We start from the raw sequence: 14,136 nt of genomic DNA, 5'->3' as shown, positions 1-14,136 counted from the left end.
AATGGTCCCGTTAAGTCGCTTGCCAAGCCTGATATAAAGCTCAACGGCTCGACGTCTGTCTGCGTAGGAATACATGAACTACCTCCTGGTGGTCCAAGTTTTCGTCCGCACCCCCCTTTTGCTTATCCAATTTTGACCCCCCATATGCTGTAGATCAGCGCTTGGCCTGCCCGGCGCTGGCCGGGGTTGCAGAGGGTATCCCACGTTACTTTCGATCCGCTAATCGGCGATTTTCTGTATCGTCAGGCCTGCGTTGTGGCATCGGGCGTCGTCGAAAGCCGGAACAGCAATTCGTTGGCCCGTTCACGCGGTCGCTTTTCGCATTCACATACGGGGCCTTCTATATTGAGCGCACGGACATCTTGATAGTGATGGCGGATTAGCCATGACGCCGGCCCTACCGCGCAGTCAGCGCCGCGGCTGCCATCAGCCCGCCAATCAGTGCAAAATGCTCCAAGGCAATCTGCATCTCCTCCATCCTTTTTGGCGGCTGGAATCTCCAGAACTGATGGCCGAGCGGTATCGACAGGAACGTGAAGACTCCAAGCCAGCCAGCACCGAGCCAACCAAGCTGAAACGCATCGGTGATGAGGAGCACCGAGCCAGCCAACTCACTCACGATCATAGCAGCTACGATGTATTTGGGTGAAGAGAACCCGTTTTGGCGGATGGTCGCGACCATCACGTTGAATTTCAACAATCCGAAAATACCAGCGATCCAGAAGAAGCTTGTCAAAATGACCCGAGTGATGATCTCGAAGGCATCGCTGACCAAAGTGACCTCGATTATTGTCGGCATGTTTCAATCCCAGTAAGTGTTGGCCCTCCGAACAGCGCGGTCGGAGGGCGCTTTCAATGAGGGTGATCTCAAACGAGATCGAAGACTTCGCTCATCGGGCGGCGCGGCTTCTGCGGCCAGTTTTCGTCCGTGGCGTATCCGACGGCCACAAGAAGTGCGGGCACTTCGTTTTCCGCCAATCCGAACTCACGGCTGACACCTTCGGGATCAAATCCGATCATCGGAGTGGACCCGAGATCAAGCGACTTCGCGGCGAGAATGAGTGTCATGGCGCTGAACGTTGCGCTGCGAATAGCTTCGTCACGCGCGCGCTGAGGCTGTTCGAAATACAGATTTTTCGCAGCACCGGTCCAACCCGCGACCATGCCCTCGGGCATGATCCCCGCGGCGACCACGGGCGCAAGGCGTGCTGGCATGTCCGTATGGTCTGCAATGACCCCGCAGACGATGAATGTGACGGCGGAATCCGTGATTTTCGGCTGATCCCAGCCGACTGCACGCAGGCGAGCTTTGGCATCCGCTGAACGGACGGCGATGAGCCGCCAGTTCTGCAGATTGAAGGCGGAAGGAGCAAGCAGGGCGAGACGAGCGAGCTCGGCGACCTGCGCATCGCTAATGTCGCGTGAGGCTTCGTAGAGATTGGTCGTGCTGCGCTGCTCGATTGCAGTGATGATTTCGTTGGTCATGGAACTCTCCTTTTCATTGGCCTGGCTTCGCGCCGGGCAAGGCGCGCTCGGGAGGGGATGGTGAACGTGCGGACTTCAATTTTCGTCAGGCGATGGTTTCAACCACGCCGCCGTCAACGCGTAGCGCTGCTCCGGTCGTGGCAGATGCCTGGTTGGAGCTGATGTAGAGGATCATGTTGGCGACCTCCTCGACGGACGATGCGCGCTGGATGATCGAGGAACTGCGATGCGATTTGATGAAGCTCTTTGCCACCGCTTCGAGGCTCTCGCCGGTCCGCTCTACTTCAGACTGGAGCATCTGCGAAACTCCCTCGGAAAGGGTGGGCCCAGGAAGAACCGAATTCACTGTGACACCGGTTCCAGCCAGCCGCTTGGCAAGCCCTCGTGAGATAGAGAGCTGGCTCGTCTTCGTGAAACCGTAATGAATCATGTCATGGGGAATGTTGAGCGCAGACTCGGAGGACACGAAGACGATACGCCCCCATCCGCGTTCCGCCATGCCCGGAGCATAGGCGCGCGAGACCCGAACGCCCGACATGACATTCGTTTGAAAGAAACGATCCCACTCGGAGTCCGGAGTTTCGAAGAAATCCTGCAGGCCGTAGATGCCGATGTTGTTGATAACGATATCAAACGCTGGGTGCTCATCAATCAGCCGATCGCAATCGTCGGCGGTACCGAGGTCACCAGCGAAGCCGAAAACCCGACTTCCAGCGCCCAGTCTCTCCATGGCTAGGCTGACACGTTCGTCCTTGCGGCCGTTGATAACCACGTCCGCACCGGCTGCGAGAAACCCTTGGGCGGCAGCAAACCCAATGCCGCTGGTGGAACCTGTGATAAGAACCTTTCGACCTGTGAAATCTATGTTCATCGGAACCCTCGCTGTGTTGTGAGGGCTAATCTGGCTCTATTCCATGGACTTTATAATCGGCTCCACGTCGACAGGACATTTCGAGTTTATCGAAAGATCATCAGGTCAGACTGGATCCGATTTCTTTGCTGAGATGATCGACCAGAGCAGCGGTCCGTCTGCTGGTTGGTCCGCCGGGTTGCACGGCATAGAGGTCGACAGGTCCGGCAACATAGTCGTCCAACGCCGTTTCAAGCTTTCCCGTCTTGAGTTCGGTGCGGATATCCCAGTCGTTCTTCAGAACGACCCCAACGCCTTCGACCCCCCATTCTCGAAGGATCGCCCCATCGCTGGCCTGCCTGTCGCCTGACACCTTGACGTTAAAATGTCGGTCGCCATCCCGGAAGGGCCATGCCGCCAACGGCGAACCAGGCCTCGACAGAATAAGACAATTATGATCCGAGAGATCCGCGGGGTGATGCGGTTTTCCTGCTCGACGCCAATAGTCAGGCGAAGCACAGACGAGCCGACTGCCCCTGACAAGCAGGCGAGCACGCAGTGACGAATCTGCAAGCGGCCCATATCGGAGCGCCAGATCAACCCGATCTTCTATCAGATCGATGGTGCTGTCCGTCAGAACGAGCGAAATGCTGATCTGAGGGTGTAGCGCCTGAAAAGCATCCAGGTGAGCGCGGAGTTGTGATCGCCCGAAATCATTGGTGGCTGTGACCTTGATCGGACCTGACAGAGGTCCACTTTCCGCAATCCCGTTCAGTGCAGCGTTCCATTCCGCGAGGATCCGACGGGCATCGATCAGCAACCGTTCGCCTTCATGAGTGAATACGAGCCTTCGCGTGGTTCGCCTCATCAGACGTGCCCCAAATTCCCGCTCAAGCTGCGTCACCGCAAGTGCAACTGTCGAAGTTGCGATGGTCCGTTTGCGTGCTACGCCTGAGAAGGTCCCTTCCTCGGCAACGTCAACATAGAGGCGCAGTGCATCAAGACGATCCATATTGTGAGCTTTTCAAACAGTGATTTCGGGTTACTGAAATTATAGTTGGTTTTGCGACGTGATATAGAAAAATGTCATCGGTTTCGCTCGACGATTCCAGAAGGTGCAACCTCTAGCGTCATAGGTAACACCGCTCTGTCGCTGTCGTGGTGGCGATGTGTTGTTGCACATCAACACTAAGCTGTTCCAAGTCTGTGCATTCCAACATGTTACTAACATCTAATTAACGTACATGAATAGTAGATTTGCCTAATATTCGCTATTGGCTGGCACCTGTAGTAGTAGGGATTCATGGACTGAAAAATCGGAGGGGTGTTGCTAATGGCAATCGTTTTTCAATCGCATGGTGGTTCAGAAAAGAAGAAGTTAGTTCCAGGTACCAACCTCAGAGCGGGGCAGCCAGCGACAGGTGATGTTGCTGTCGATGAGGAAGCGGACTTCGGATATTTCGTTCCGCCGTTAGACGCACCGGAAAACTATTTGCCGGAAGCGCCAACAACAGTCGATGAACTCGACCAACTCGGCGACCTTATGATCGATGTTGTGGCTGACGATAACACCCAGGAAGATGCAGCCAAAGACTCCACCTTGCCCCCGATTTTGACCTACTGGGGTCAATTTTTGGATCACGAGCTAACCGCGCGTACCGACCGCGAGGGTGCAATTACCAATATCGTGAATGCTCACCCACCTGTGGCATCGTCGGACGTCGAGCGAGACTTCCGAAATGCCCGATCACCACGTTTTGATTTGGACAGTGTCTACGGGGGTTCTCCAGTTGGAGCCAGTATCGGTCCCGAAGTCGTCACGGTCATTTCAGGTTTGAGGCATCCGACCCTAAAGAACAAGATGCGTGTCGGCACAGCCATCGAACCTGGTCCATTGCCTGACGATACCATCGATGAACATCGTGATCTTCCTCGCTACGGCCAGGTTCAGCAGGCTGTTCGGGATTCTGCGCTCGCTATCGCGCAGTCCGCGATGACACCAGAGGCGTTTCAGAAATTTTCCGCAACTCTAGCGCAGCGCGCGATTATCGGTGACAACCGAAATGACGAGAACCTGGTTGTGGCCCAGTTTCATCTGAGCTTTCTGCGATTTCATAATAAAGTCGTAGATTACCTCTCCACCCACAATACAGGCTGGCTGCCGGATTTCAACGCAGCCCAAACGCTTACAAGGCTCCACTATCAGTGGCTTATCGTCGAGGGCTATTTGAAAGGGGTCTGCGACCCGGCGGTGGTACAACGGGTGCTCGATGACCGAGCCTCCCATTTCTTCAAATTTCGTGCGGAGTACGATTCAAGAAAGCAAAATTCCAGATTGGGCAACGCGCTTCCCTTGGAGTTTTCCGTCGCCGCATATCGCTTCGGTCACACAATGGTGCGGGCGCTTTATGACTACAACAAGAATTTTGGCCGGCCGGGTCCTCCTATTCTTCCGCATGCCACCCTCAACTTGTTGTTTGGATTTACTGGCGGCGGCGGCAACCTCGATCAGGGTAAGAAACTTCCAAAGAATTGGGTGATAGACTGGACGCGATTCACCGGTGTATCGCCACACGATGCCGCGGATGGCGAAGCGGCACGGTTTGCGCGAAAACTCGACACTGAGCTTGCTCCGCCTTTGCGAGTAATGGTGAAGGAGGGTAACGACGAACCCGACGTGGATCTGCAAAAACTCTTCAAGAGTCTAGCGCGCCGTAACCTGCGGCGCGGATACAACTTACGCCTCCCTACCGGACAGGCTCTCCATAAGCACCTCAAGCAGATTGGCGCGGTTCAGTCGGCTCCAATCGCAGACGTCTCCACCCTTTTTGCGGCGAAACCACCGCTTCGAGATTTTCTCGCGGGGTCACAGTCTGGCTTCCACACGAGGACGCCATTATGGTTTTACGTTCTCGCAGAGGCAGAGGCGGCCGGAGGAAATCGTCTGGGCGAATTGGGGAGCTGTCTTGTAGCGCTCACATTTGTCGGCGTCCTGCTCTCCGACCCTGATTCCGCACTGGCACGAGGATTTCATCCGGATCAAAGTCCGCTGAAGATGCCCGACGACACACCAATCGATTCCATCGTAAAATGGATGCGGTTCGCGGCTGTCATGGAATGATTTATCATGGTTAGGCGTGCACCTGCATTTCCTGGTCGGTCTTTGTGCGCCATATGACTAGAGATCCGAGGCCCACTTGCTCCTCGATGATCATCTCACAGGTGACGGACTACAAAATGCTATCACTAGCTTCTGTGTCCTACATTGTTTGCGTGAATGAGCATGTGGACCAGGCAGCCCAAGCACCCGAGGCGTAGAGAACATTTTTGAAGGCGTGATCTCCAGAGACCAAGAACGCGACAACGTTCCAAGGGCTGCTCACATGGTAGGCGTATTCGGCGAAAAGGTTTCACTGGGGCAGGCCAATGGCCCCGATGTCGAACTTGTTGTGCGCGGTACCGAACTCTATGCCACGTACGAAACATCCGATGGCTTTCCGGCGATATATGACGACGCGCTTGGCTTGTTTTGCTACGCCAAGATCGTGGACGGCGGTTTCGCCACGACAGGCATTCCTGTGACGTCTCCGCCAACGGACGAGGTGAAACTTCATTCTACGGAAACCGACGAAGTAAGAATGAGAAAAATCCAGGAGCGCACGCAGAAAATGGAGCGGCGTTCGCCTGTGCCGTCCAAGGAGGAGTAGTCATTTGACCGCGATATTTGGTGAGGTCCTGACATTCGGCCAATCAAACGGACCCGATATCAAGCTGCGAGTATTCGGCGACGAACACTACGCCCGCTACGAAGACATAAACGGGTACTCTGCCGCCTATGACGACGAGCTTGGCCTCTTCTGTTACGCACGCCTTTCCGCGGGAAGCTTTCGCTCGACCGGTATACCGCTGTCGGAAAGCGCCCCTGCCGGGCTGATGCGTCACCTGCAAGAATCACAGGACACTATCGTCGCGCGGGCCGCAGCCAGAAAACTTCGCCGATCGGCCATGTCCGGTGGGCACCGTGACGAGATAGTGGTTCGCACTTTAGGACCAAACCAAGGCCTCCTCGAAGGCCGTGTTCTCTCGATAGGCGCTATAAAAGGCATTACAATCCTGGTGAATTTCCAAGATGTCGCAAGTACAGTCACACGTGCCGACGTCGATGACATGCTGAATGGCACGAACTACACCCATAATGGCAACGTTTGTTCTGCCAATGAGTTTTTCGGCCGCGTCTCGTCCGGAAAGCTCGACTACACCAATGTTGTGGTCGGTCCCTACATCCTTAGTAGAAATCGCGAGTTCTACGTCAACAATCTGTTGGTCGAGGAAGCACTTCAGCTCGCCGTCGCGGACGGTATTGATCTTAAACAATTCGATTCGCGCAACGAGAACGTCATTGATGCCCTCAACATCATGTATGCCGGACAGACGCAATATCGCGGCGAACTCTGGCCGCATAACTGGAATATCGATCTGCGATTTGGCACGATGCGGACGGATCTCTACCTACTCACGAGTCTTGGTCGTACACCAGCTGATCTGACGATCGGCACGTTTTGCCACGAGAACGGCCACCTTCTGTGCCGTTTCCCCGACATGTATGACTACGGTGAACGCGACAATGACAGCGTCAAGAGCGCGGGGATCGGCAGCTATTGCCTCATGGGCGCTGGAAATCACAACGACAATGGCCGCAGCCCATCGCCTGTATGCGCCTATCTGCGCGATCTCGCAGGCTGGTGTGACGACGAGACTGACTTGAATACCATCGGGGCCTACGCAGCGCGTCACGGTGATTACAAGCGGGTCATGAAATTTCGCACATCCAAACCAAACGAATACTTCATAGTCGAGAACCGGGCGAAGCTGGGCCTCGACCGAGGTTTGCCAGCGAGCGGGCTTGCCATCTATCATTGCGACATTCTCGGTTCCAATGAATTGCAGCAGGGCACCGCCGCCAAACACTACCAGTGTGCATTGCTCCAGGCAGATGGTCGCCGCGATCTTGAACTGGACGCGAACCGCGGTGATGGCGATGATCTGTACGGCGCTGTCCAGGGCATCGTTCTCTCTGCCGCGTCTTCGCCAAACTCAAGGGAATGGGACGGACGCGATTCCGGGCTGGTGATATCGGATATTTCCGCTCCGGCCGAAATCACCACGTTCAAGGTCGGCAAACCGACGGTAGATTTGGTCGCTTCTGGGCGAGCAGACCCAATGGCGTCGATTCCCGACAGCGAAACCGCGGGTGTTTCGAGCACGATCTCCATAACGGAGTCAGGAATCGTGGCCGGGATCAAGGTCACGGTTGACATACAACATTCGTACATCGGCGATCTCAGAGTGGTTTTAATTTCGCCTGCGGGCCGCAATACGGTTCTTCACCCTCAACTCGGCGGGTCCGCCGACAATCTGGTCGCCACTTATGATTCGACTTTACCTGGCGAGCTGGGTGCCATGATTGGCCAACCCATGATGGGAAACTGGACGTTGAACGTCTCGGATAGATCCAAAGTCGATACAGGTAGCCTGCGGAGCTGGAGCGTGGAGCTCAGAACGAGGGGCGCCCTCCCCGAACTCGTTGCGAGCATTCCGCCTCCGCGGTGACAGGCATGCGGTTGGCGAACTGGCCAGACCTGCGACGCGCGAGGGAGAGACCCATGCCCTTCCAATTATTCAGCACGGACCCAGGCGCGACGCCGATGCGACCTTGGCGTAAGTTGTCATCTTAAAGCCCGGCCTGAGGGCACAAAGAGATAGACATCAAAGCTGGAAATAAATGTCTCAAACAAAAAAAGCCCGGCAAACCTCGGGTCGCCAAGCAAAATATAGATTCCCAAAAGGGATTAAACGATAGTGACTTTGATACGCATCATGTTCTGTGGCTCCATCTATGAAATCGATACCAAGTTGATTTTGTTAGACTCGTTGTGACATCACGCTTGAATTTCTACAGGTGAAGTTTCGTTGGATTGAGCCCCGCTGCGGTTGCGAGGCGCGAAAGTTTCAATAGCGCCAATCCCAACGACGACACCACATTCTCCGGGGCAGATCCGGTGTTACAGGAAGTGACTTTGGTTTCGCTACCGAACGCCTGCCCGGATGTTCGCACCGCTGAGACCAGGCCGAGGATGGAGGCGATCATGCAGGCGGCGCTCAACGCGGGAAGCGTCGCCCAACCCCAACGTGGACCGAACGAACATCGAGGCGAGCCTGGGGTGCACCCGGCCGTGCGTACGCGTATGACGGCTTTTGAAAAGCGAACTTAAAGAGGCTAAAGTCTAGGCGATGCCCTCGCCTTCGATGGTCGTCGCAGCTGAACTTCGCAAAATCGAGAACAAAGTCGAGAAGCTTCTTATGCCAACCTACGAGCTCTGGATCAAGCGCAGGGAGCCTTGGCTCAGAGCCCTGGAAGGCGCCGACCAGTTCGAGGAAGACGAAACGTAGCTGACAGTATTACGCGTGCGCCTCTGCCCAATGTGGATAAGTCACGTAGGCCGTCAACGCGCCCTCGTCTTCGGTGGTAATCGTCACGGTTTGGCCCTTGGGCATGTAGACGATGTCCCCTGGTCTTGCCGTCACGGTGCCATTGCCCGTCGAAACGGAGAGCCGTCCCTCTAGGACGATCATGGTGTCGTATACGGCCATAGTCTCGATCAGCGACTGGCCCGGTGCGTAGCGGCCGTACCCGATGGTGACCGGGCCGCCATGCCTTTCATCAATCAGATTTCCGACAAAGATATCCGCGTCCTTCCCCGGCGACTTGACCAACTGGGCATCAGATAGGCTGAATTTCTGGACCCTTGGTTTCTCCAATTCTGACTAAAAAGGCATCTAGGGCGGTCACCCTCGCCGCCAAGGTTGGCCCCTTGGAGATGCACGGCTTCTGCGATGCCTAAAGATTGAGGTGGATGCCACAGGGTCGCTTTTCGGGTATCTTGCGCAGGCACTTAGGTGGATGGAGGCATGGATGTTCATCAAGACGATTGAACCAGACGAAGCGACTGGCGAAATATCCGCGCTTTATGATGCCGAAAGGCAATCGATGGGCCGGGTGATGCAGGCTACCCAATGCTGGTCCGCTCGTCCGGATGTCATCGTTCCAATCGAGAACCTCCTTCACCAGATACGTGACGGCTTTTCCCTTGGCCTTCTCAATTTCCGTTTGATCACGTTCGTCGTGGCCGCAGACGTGCCCTCGAGCTATTGCTCGCACGTCTACTTCCGCAGCCTTTCCGGTGCTCTCGGCCGTGAGAAGGCGCTTGCGGTCAGGCAGGACTACCGTAGCGCCGGACTGAGCGACCAACAGGTCGAGATGCTGGCCTACGCGCAACAGATCACCCGCGACGCTTCCCGGATCACAAAAGCCGATATACAACGCTTGCGGGATGTGGGCCTTACTGACGTTAACGTAGCGGACATTGCGTTGGCCGCCTCGTTTAGAAACTTCATGAGCCGCTACTTCGACGCGGTTGGTGCGACCGTCGAGCCAGAATTCCTCGACGACGATCCTGCTGTGCGAGACCTGATGGCAGTTGGGCGGAAACGGATCGATCAAGACTAGAGGAAATCTAGGTGGTGAAGACATCCAAGCGCAAGATCATCGCGCAGGCTGGAAAGGTAGCATCGCTCGGTTCGATCCTCAACGAGACCAGGTTTAGGCCGCTTGGTCGGCGCATGAAGGTCAAAGTCGGCCTGGACCAGCCTCCACTCCCGTCGGCCCTCGAACGGAACTCGTCCGCATGTCTAGACTGCGTCCGGCTTCGTGAAAGAGCCTAATCGAACATCGTGAAATTGAAATCTCTCAACCGCGACTGAACACTCCCACTACGAAGCAGCAGAACGCGCCTTGTGCTATCCCGCGCCCTCTTCCTTCGCGGCCAGCGCGCGAGGCATCTTCAGAACTGGACCACCGACCCTTTTTCGACGAAGTTGCTGGCCGACTGCGACCCGGGTCCGATACACTGCTTCCTGCCACCTGAAAACGGCTGATACGTGTTGTCCTCGACCCGATAAGAACTGTACCGCTCCATACACCAGCGTGCGTTGGCGTTGCCGTCTTTCGCGACACCCTCGCCAGCAACTCTTTCAGTGAAAGCCACCATCGTGTCGAGCGGTGCAGCGCAGACCCGGCGTGGCCCGCCCCCATAGGGCTGGTACGTGTTGTCGTTCGGATCGTAGGATCGGTACCGCGCACCACACCATTCCTGCGCCATTGTCGCATTGAGTTGCGCGGGATCGACGTTCGACGCTCCGTTCTGTTCGCTGGACGTGTCACCGGTCGATGTTCCGACCAGTGTCAAATTAACGCGCCGGGGAGGCTTGGCTTGGGCCAACATCGCATTCACTTCCACAGCGGCGGGAAGCCTTTCGTATGCCTTTTAGCGGTTGTCAACTCGCCTCACCTGCGATGTCCAGAGTGGCTCGGAACTCAGATTTGCGACTGGAGGCGCCGCGTCCGGTTCGGACAGGCTAGACGCGATTGTCAGGCCGCAGGTGGCAACTGGGAGTACGCAGGTAGCTAATAGAAGACTTGTGAGCAGTTCGCGCATGGAGCATTAACCTGATGATATTGCCCCCAAAATGCCCGTCTGGCGAATTCCGTGGCCGAAATCACGTTGATGCTAATCGAATCGGTTGCATGTCAGCACTACCGCTACACAGTCGCTTATTTAGGCTGTTTCCGGGCGGTGATAATGTGCGCGCGGATTTTACCCTCGATCTGGCCATGGCCGAACCGCTCTGCTAGCCCCGCTGCGACTTCCTCTGTGACCGACTGCAAAGACCCGGCGGCGCGAGCCTCGATTTCAGCACCCAGCGGATTTCCCTGACAGTAGCCTGTGGCCGCATCTAGAGCGGTCTTTGCTGTTGCGATCTTGTCGACGGTCTCAGCAAAAGCCTCCGCGAAGCCGACCTGCTTTAAAGCGTTTATGATCATCTCTGTATCATAGTAGCCGTACGGTGTCCGCTCCATGAACTTCGGCGGATCGTCCGGAAATCGCTGCGCAAGCACCGCGCTGGCAACGGTGACGAATTCGTTGGTGGATAGCCTGTCCCAAACCGCGAATAGGTACGTTCCTCCAGGCTTGAGCACCCGGAGTGTTTCGGAATAGCTGCGTTGTTTGTCCGGAAAGAACATCACACCAAATTGGCAAACCGCGATATCGAAGCTTTCGTCCTCGAATGGCAGCGACTGGGCGTCGGCTTGCCTGAACGTCACCATACCGTTCCCTGCATGCAAAAGCGCTGCGGTGTCCAACATCGGCTGATTGAGATCGGTGGCCACGATTTCGGCGGTATTTTCGAGCTTGCCCACGAGCGCACGTGTCACCACGCCCGTGCCTGCCGCGATTTCGAGAATTTTCTTTGGCCTGAGCCGCGAGGCCCGGTCGGCCATCTCTTGGGCATAAGGTTCGAAAATCATCGGCACCAGGCATTGCTGATAGATCGTGGGGATGTTCCCTGCAAAGACCTTATCTGCACTCGTCATGACAGCCTCCCCCGTTATGTCGGACGAGATTACCTCAAACCGAGCAAACCCGATAGTTGCCTGTCTGAGCCAACCGATGGCGTGCCCCTTGGACGCGTAGTTAAGCGCTGCAGGCCACCCGACATAAATCGCGTCTTGATTCAAGGCGCTGATGGCTACGAGGCTCACCATTGCAGACCTATTCCCAGACGAAGAGGGCATGATTCTTGTCGCCAAGGATGCTGTCGATGGGTCTATGCGCCATATATCCGAGGTAGCGAACGGCGCAGCTTGCGGATGCACATGCTTCGGCTGCAAGAGGCGGCTGGTCGCCAAGAACGGAGGCGATCCTTCACTACGAGCGCAACACGTCGCGCAGCTCCAATAGGAGGCTCTGTTTGGCTTGAGTTTCAATGTGCGGAGTTCCGGGCAAGGACACCACGCGCTCAGCTGCGCAGAGCAGCATTGTTGCCGAATGACGAGCCTTCTGCACAGAATAGAACACTAAGGAAAACCAGTGACTTAAATTTGGGACATTTCACCTGCAATTTCCAGACTTATCTGAATGATTTCCCAGTCGTATCCCATTGATTTTGTTAGACTCGTCGTGACATCACGCTTGAATTTCTACAGCCAGCGAGGTTGCGGACTGCACGTTCTGGTTGGCGCGTAGTTCGGCTACCAGAACGTCCACGAATGCCCGTGTCTTGGCCGAGATATGGCGGCCTTCGGCATGCATTACGTGGATGGGAATGGGCGCTTCCTCGTAATCGGGGAGCACGATATCGAGCCTCCCCTCTCGTACCGCCGATGCCACCTGATAGGACAGTGCGCTGGTCAGGCCCCAGCCGCTGAGCGCAGCAGAGATCGAGGCATCCACGGTGTTGCAGAACAATCGGGGACGCAGCGTGACGCTGGCTTTCTCCCCACCGGAGAAGCGCCAGTCCTGCGGTGCGGACGAGCCGGTATTGGCGATGATCGTGTGCCCGGCGAGATCGTCGGGAACATGCGGCATCGCATGGCGCGCAAAATAGGACGGTGCACCGCAGATCACCCGCCGCACGCTACCGACCTTGATGGCATGGTATCCGGAATCCCGCAGTTGCCCGATGCGCAAGGCAACATCGATCCCCTCCTCCAGCAGGTTGACGACGCGATCGAGCAGAAGGGCGCGTCCGTTGACGGCCGGGTGCCGCGTCAGAAAGGATGTCAAGACCGGCATGACATAGATCTGGCCGAACAGGACCGGCGCCGTCACCGTCAGCAGACCGGAGGGCGTGGCATGGGAGCCGCCGGCCGAGGCTTCGGCCTCGTCTATATCGGCAAGGATACGGCGGCAATCCTCGACATAGCGGCTGCCAGGCGCCGTCAGCTTCACCGATCGCGTCGATCGCAAGAAAAGCCGGGCACCCGTCAGATCCTCCAGATAGGCAATGGCCCGGGTGACCGCGGGAGGGCTCATGTTGAGTACGCGAGCCGCCTGCGCAAAGCTGCCGGTATCGGCAACTTTCACCAGAACTCGCATGGATTGAAGTCTGTCCATTTTGGCGCACCCATTTGATTATTCCGTTCAATGGAATGATATCTTGCCTTTTATCGCACTTCTGTTTTCACGAAGAAAGAAACATCTTCTCCAAAGGCGATCAACGCTTCCTGGAGACGGCAGATGAAACTTTACTATCACCCTTTATCCGGCCACGCGCACCGCGCCCGGCTGTTCCTGTCGTTGCTGAAGATCGACGCTGAGTTGATCGAAGTCGATCTTGCTACCCGCGCTCACAAGGCTCCGGACTTCCTCAAGCTCAATCCGTTTGGGCAGGTTCCTGTGCTGGACGATAATGGCACGTTCATTGCCGATTCGAACGCCATTCTCGTCTACCTGGCCAAGAAAACCGCGGCACTTGACTGGCTACCCGAAGACCCGAAAGGTGCCGCCGCCGTGCAGCGCTGGCTTTCGCTCGCAGCGGGCGAAATCGCCTATGGCCCCTGTGCTGCAAGACTTGTCACCGTCTTTGGTGCCCGCTTCGATGCTGACGAAGTCATCACCCGTGCCCATCTCATCCTTCAACACATCGAGGCAGAACTTGCCGGCCGCCGATGGATTGCAGCAGACCAGCCGACGATCGCCGATGTCGCGCTCTACAGCTACATCGCCCGTGCACCGGAGGGGAATGTCGACCGCAGCGCATATTCCAACGTCAATGCCTGGCTGAAGCGCGTCGAGGCCCTTGCGGGTTTCGTTGCCTTCCAGAAGACGGCAATCGGCATTCCGGAGGCTGCCTGAGCAGGCTTTAAAGCTGCGCAGCACGTTGCCACCAATTCATCCAAA

The 14,136-nt window shown here is 56.3% G+C and carries 13 protein-coding genes and 1 pseudogene; 6 read left to right on the top strand and 8 right to left on the bottom strand.

Features of this window, described 5'->3' with window-relative positions; all coding sequences use genetic code 11:
- Nucleotides 1-397 precede the first annotated feature (397 nt).
- From ACP7E0_RS16245 to ACP7E0_RS16230, 4 genes are all read right to left on the bottom strand, one after another.
- Nucleotides 398-799: a DoxX family membrane protein gene (locus ACP7E0_RS16245; protein WP_426126068.1), complete on the bottom strand. Its 402-nt coding sequence runs from the start codon at nucleotides 797-799 to the stop codon at nucleotides 398-400.
- A gap of 68 nt (nucleotides 800-867) precedes the next feature.
- Nucleotides 868-1,485, bottom strand: coding sequence for a nitroreductase family protein (locus ACP7E0_RS16240; protein WP_426126067.1), 618 nt, complete (start codon nucleotides 1,483-1,485; stop codon nucleotides 868-870).
- Between the two features lie 85 nt (nucleotides 1,486-1,570).
- Nucleotides 1,571-2,356 carry an SDR family NAD(P)-dependent oxidoreductase gene (locus ACP7E0_RS16235; RefSeq protein WP_426126066.1) on the bottom strand — a complete coding sequence of 262 codons (786 nt, stop codon included), beginning with the start codon at nucleotides 2,354-2,356 and terminating at the stop codon, nucleotides 1,571-1,573.
- Nucleotides 2,357-2,456: 100 nt separating this feature from the next.
- Nucleotides 2,457-3,347, bottom strand: a complete 891-nt coding sequence (locus ACP7E0_RS16230; RefSeq protein ID WP_426126065.1) for a LysR family transcriptional regulator — start codon at nucleotides 3,345-3,347, stop codon at nucleotides 2,457-2,459.
- A 321-nt stretch (nucleotides 3,348-3,668) separates the two neighbouring features.
- Here ACP7E0_RS16230 and ACP7E0_RS16225 point away from each other — a divergent pair, with 321 nt between their 5' ends.
- The 4 genes and pseudogenes from ACP7E0_RS16225 to ACP7E0_RS16210 form a co-directional block, all read left to right on the top strand.
- The gene (locus tag ACP7E0_RS16225; protein WP_426126064.1) at nucleotides 3,669-5,456 is read left to right on the top strand and encodes a peroxidase family protein; all 1,788 of its coding nucleotides are present in this window, start codon (nucleotides 3,669-3,671) and stop codon (nucleotides 5,454-5,456) included.
- 262 nt (nucleotides 5,457-5,718) lie between these two features.
- Nucleotides 5,719-6,042 (top strand): hypothetical protein, encoded by a 324-nt coding sequence (locus ACP7E0_RS16220; RefSeq protein ID WP_426126063.1) that lies wholly within the window; start codon nucleotides 5,719-5,721, stop codon nucleotides 6,040-6,042.
- A 4-nt stretch (nucleotides 6,043-6,046) separates the two neighbouring features.
- Nucleotides 6,047-7,945: a M6 family metalloprotease domain-containing protein gene (locus ACP7E0_RS16215; protein ID WP_426126062.1), complete on the top strand. Its 1,899-nt coding sequence runs from the start codon at nucleotides 6,047-6,049 to the stop codon at nucleotides 7,943-7,945.
- Nucleotides 7,946-8,692: 747 nt separating this feature from the next.
- Nucleotides 8,693-8,785: pseudogene (locus ACP7E0_RS16210) on the top strand (GFA family protein); the annotation flags it as partial.
- 9 nt (nucleotides 8,786-8,794) lie between these two features.
- Here ACP7E0_RS16210 and ACP7E0_RS16205 read toward each other — a convergent pair.
- Nucleotides 8,795-9,109, bottom strand: a complete 315-nt coding sequence (locus ACP7E0_RS16205; RefSeq protein WP_426126061.1) for an AraC family ligand binding domain-containing protein — start codon at nucleotides 9,107-9,109, stop codon at nucleotides 8,795-8,797.
- Nucleotides 9,110-9,308: 199 nt separating this feature from the next.
- Between ACP7E0_RS16205 and ACP7E0_RS16200 the strand changes: the two genes are divergently transcribed.
- Nucleotides 9,309-9,902 (top strand): carboxymuconolactone decarboxylase family protein, encoded by a 594-nt coding sequence (locus tag ACP7E0_RS16200; protein WP_426126060.1) that lies wholly within the window; start codon nucleotides 9,309-9,311, stop codon nucleotides 9,900-9,902.
- A 334-nt stretch (nucleotides 9,903-10,236) separates the two neighbouring features.
- On the opposite strand, the gene ACP7E0_RS16195 is transcribed toward ACP7E0_RS16200, so the two are convergent.
- From ACP7E0_RS16195 to ACP7E0_RS16185, 3 genes are all read right to left on the bottom strand, one after another.
- Nucleotides 10,237-10,677: a BA14K family protein gene (locus tag ACP7E0_RS16195; RefSeq protein ID WP_426126059.1), complete on the bottom strand. Its 441-nt coding sequence runs from the start codon at nucleotides 10,675-10,677 to the stop codon at nucleotides 10,237-10,239.
- A 329-nt stretch (nucleotides 10,678-11,006) separates the two neighbouring features.
- On the bottom strand, nucleotides 11,007-11,828 hold the full coding sequence (locus tag ACP7E0_RS16190; protein WP_426126058.1) for a class I SAM-dependent methyltransferase: 822 nt from the start codon (nucleotides 11,826-11,828) through the stop codon (nucleotides 11,007-11,009).
- A 592-nt stretch (nucleotides 11,829-12,420) separates the two neighbouring features.
- A complete protein-coding gene (locus ACP7E0_RS16185) occupies nucleotides 12,421-13,350 on the bottom strand; it encodes a LysR family transcriptional regulator (protein WP_426126057.1) in 930 nt (309 codons plus the stop codon).
- 123 nt (nucleotides 13,351-13,473) lie between these two features.
- Here ACP7E0_RS16185 and ACP7E0_RS16180 point away from each other — a divergent pair, with 123 nt between their 5' ends.
- A complete protein-coding gene (locus ACP7E0_RS16180; RefSeq protein ID WP_426126056.1) occupies nucleotides 13,474-14,091 on the top strand; it encodes a glutathione S-transferase family protein in 618 nt (205 codons plus the stop codon).
- Nucleotides 14,092-14,136: the final 45 nt, after the last annotated feature.

It is taken from the genome of Pararhizobium sp. PWRC1-1, assembly GCF_049897905.1.
In the GTDB taxonomy this organism is placed as follows: Bacteria; Pseudomonadota; Alphaproteobacteria; order Rhizobiales; family Rhizobiaceae; genus Pararhizobium.
This window is presented reverse-complemented; position numbering and strand designations above follow the sequence as displayed.

Coding starts and splice junctions, on each gene's coding strand:
- ACP7E0_RS16245 (WP_426126068.1), bottom strand. CDS start 799: ATGCCGACAATAATCGAGGTCACTTTGGTCAGCGATGCCTTCGAGATC.
- ACP7E0_RS16240 (WP_426126067.1), bottom strand. CDS start 1,485: ATGACCAACGAAATCATCACTGCAATCGAGCAGCGCAGCACGACCAAT.
- ACP7E0_RS16235 (WP_426126066.1), bottom strand. CDS start 2,356: ATGAACATAGATTTCACAGGTCGAAAGGTTCTTATCACAGGTTCCACC.
- ACP7E0_RS16230 (WP_426126065.1), bottom strand. CDS start 3,347: ATGGATCGTCTTGATGCACTGCGCCTCTATGTTGACGTTGCCGAGGAA.
- ACP7E0_RS16225 (WP_426126064.1), top strand. CDS start 3,669: ATGGCAATCGTTTTTCAATCGCATGGTGGTTCAGAAAAGAAGAAGTTA.
- ACP7E0_RS16220 (WP_426126063.1), top strand. CDS start 5,719: ATGGTAGGCGTATTCGGCGAAAAGGTTTCACTGGGGCAGGCCAATGGC.
- ACP7E0_RS16200 (WP_426126060.1), top strand. CDS start 9,309: ATGTTCATCAAGACGATTGAACCAGACGAAGCGACTGGCGAAATATCC.
- ACP7E0_RS16195 (WP_426126059.1), bottom strand. CDS start 10,677: ATGTTGGCCCAAGCCAAGCCTCCCCGGCGCGTTAATTTGACACTGGTC.
- ACP7E0_RS16190 (WP_426126058.1), bottom strand. CDS start 11,828: ATGACGAGTGCAGATAAGGTCTTTGCAGGGAACATCCCCACGATCTAT.
- ACP7E0_RS16185 (WP_426126057.1), bottom strand. CDS start 13,350: ATGGACAGACTTCAATCCATGCGAGTTCTGGTGAAAGTTGCCGATACC.
- ACP7E0_RS16180 (WP_426126056.1), top strand. CDS start 13,474: ATGAAACTTTACTATCACCCTTTATCCGGCCACGCGCACCGCGCCCGG.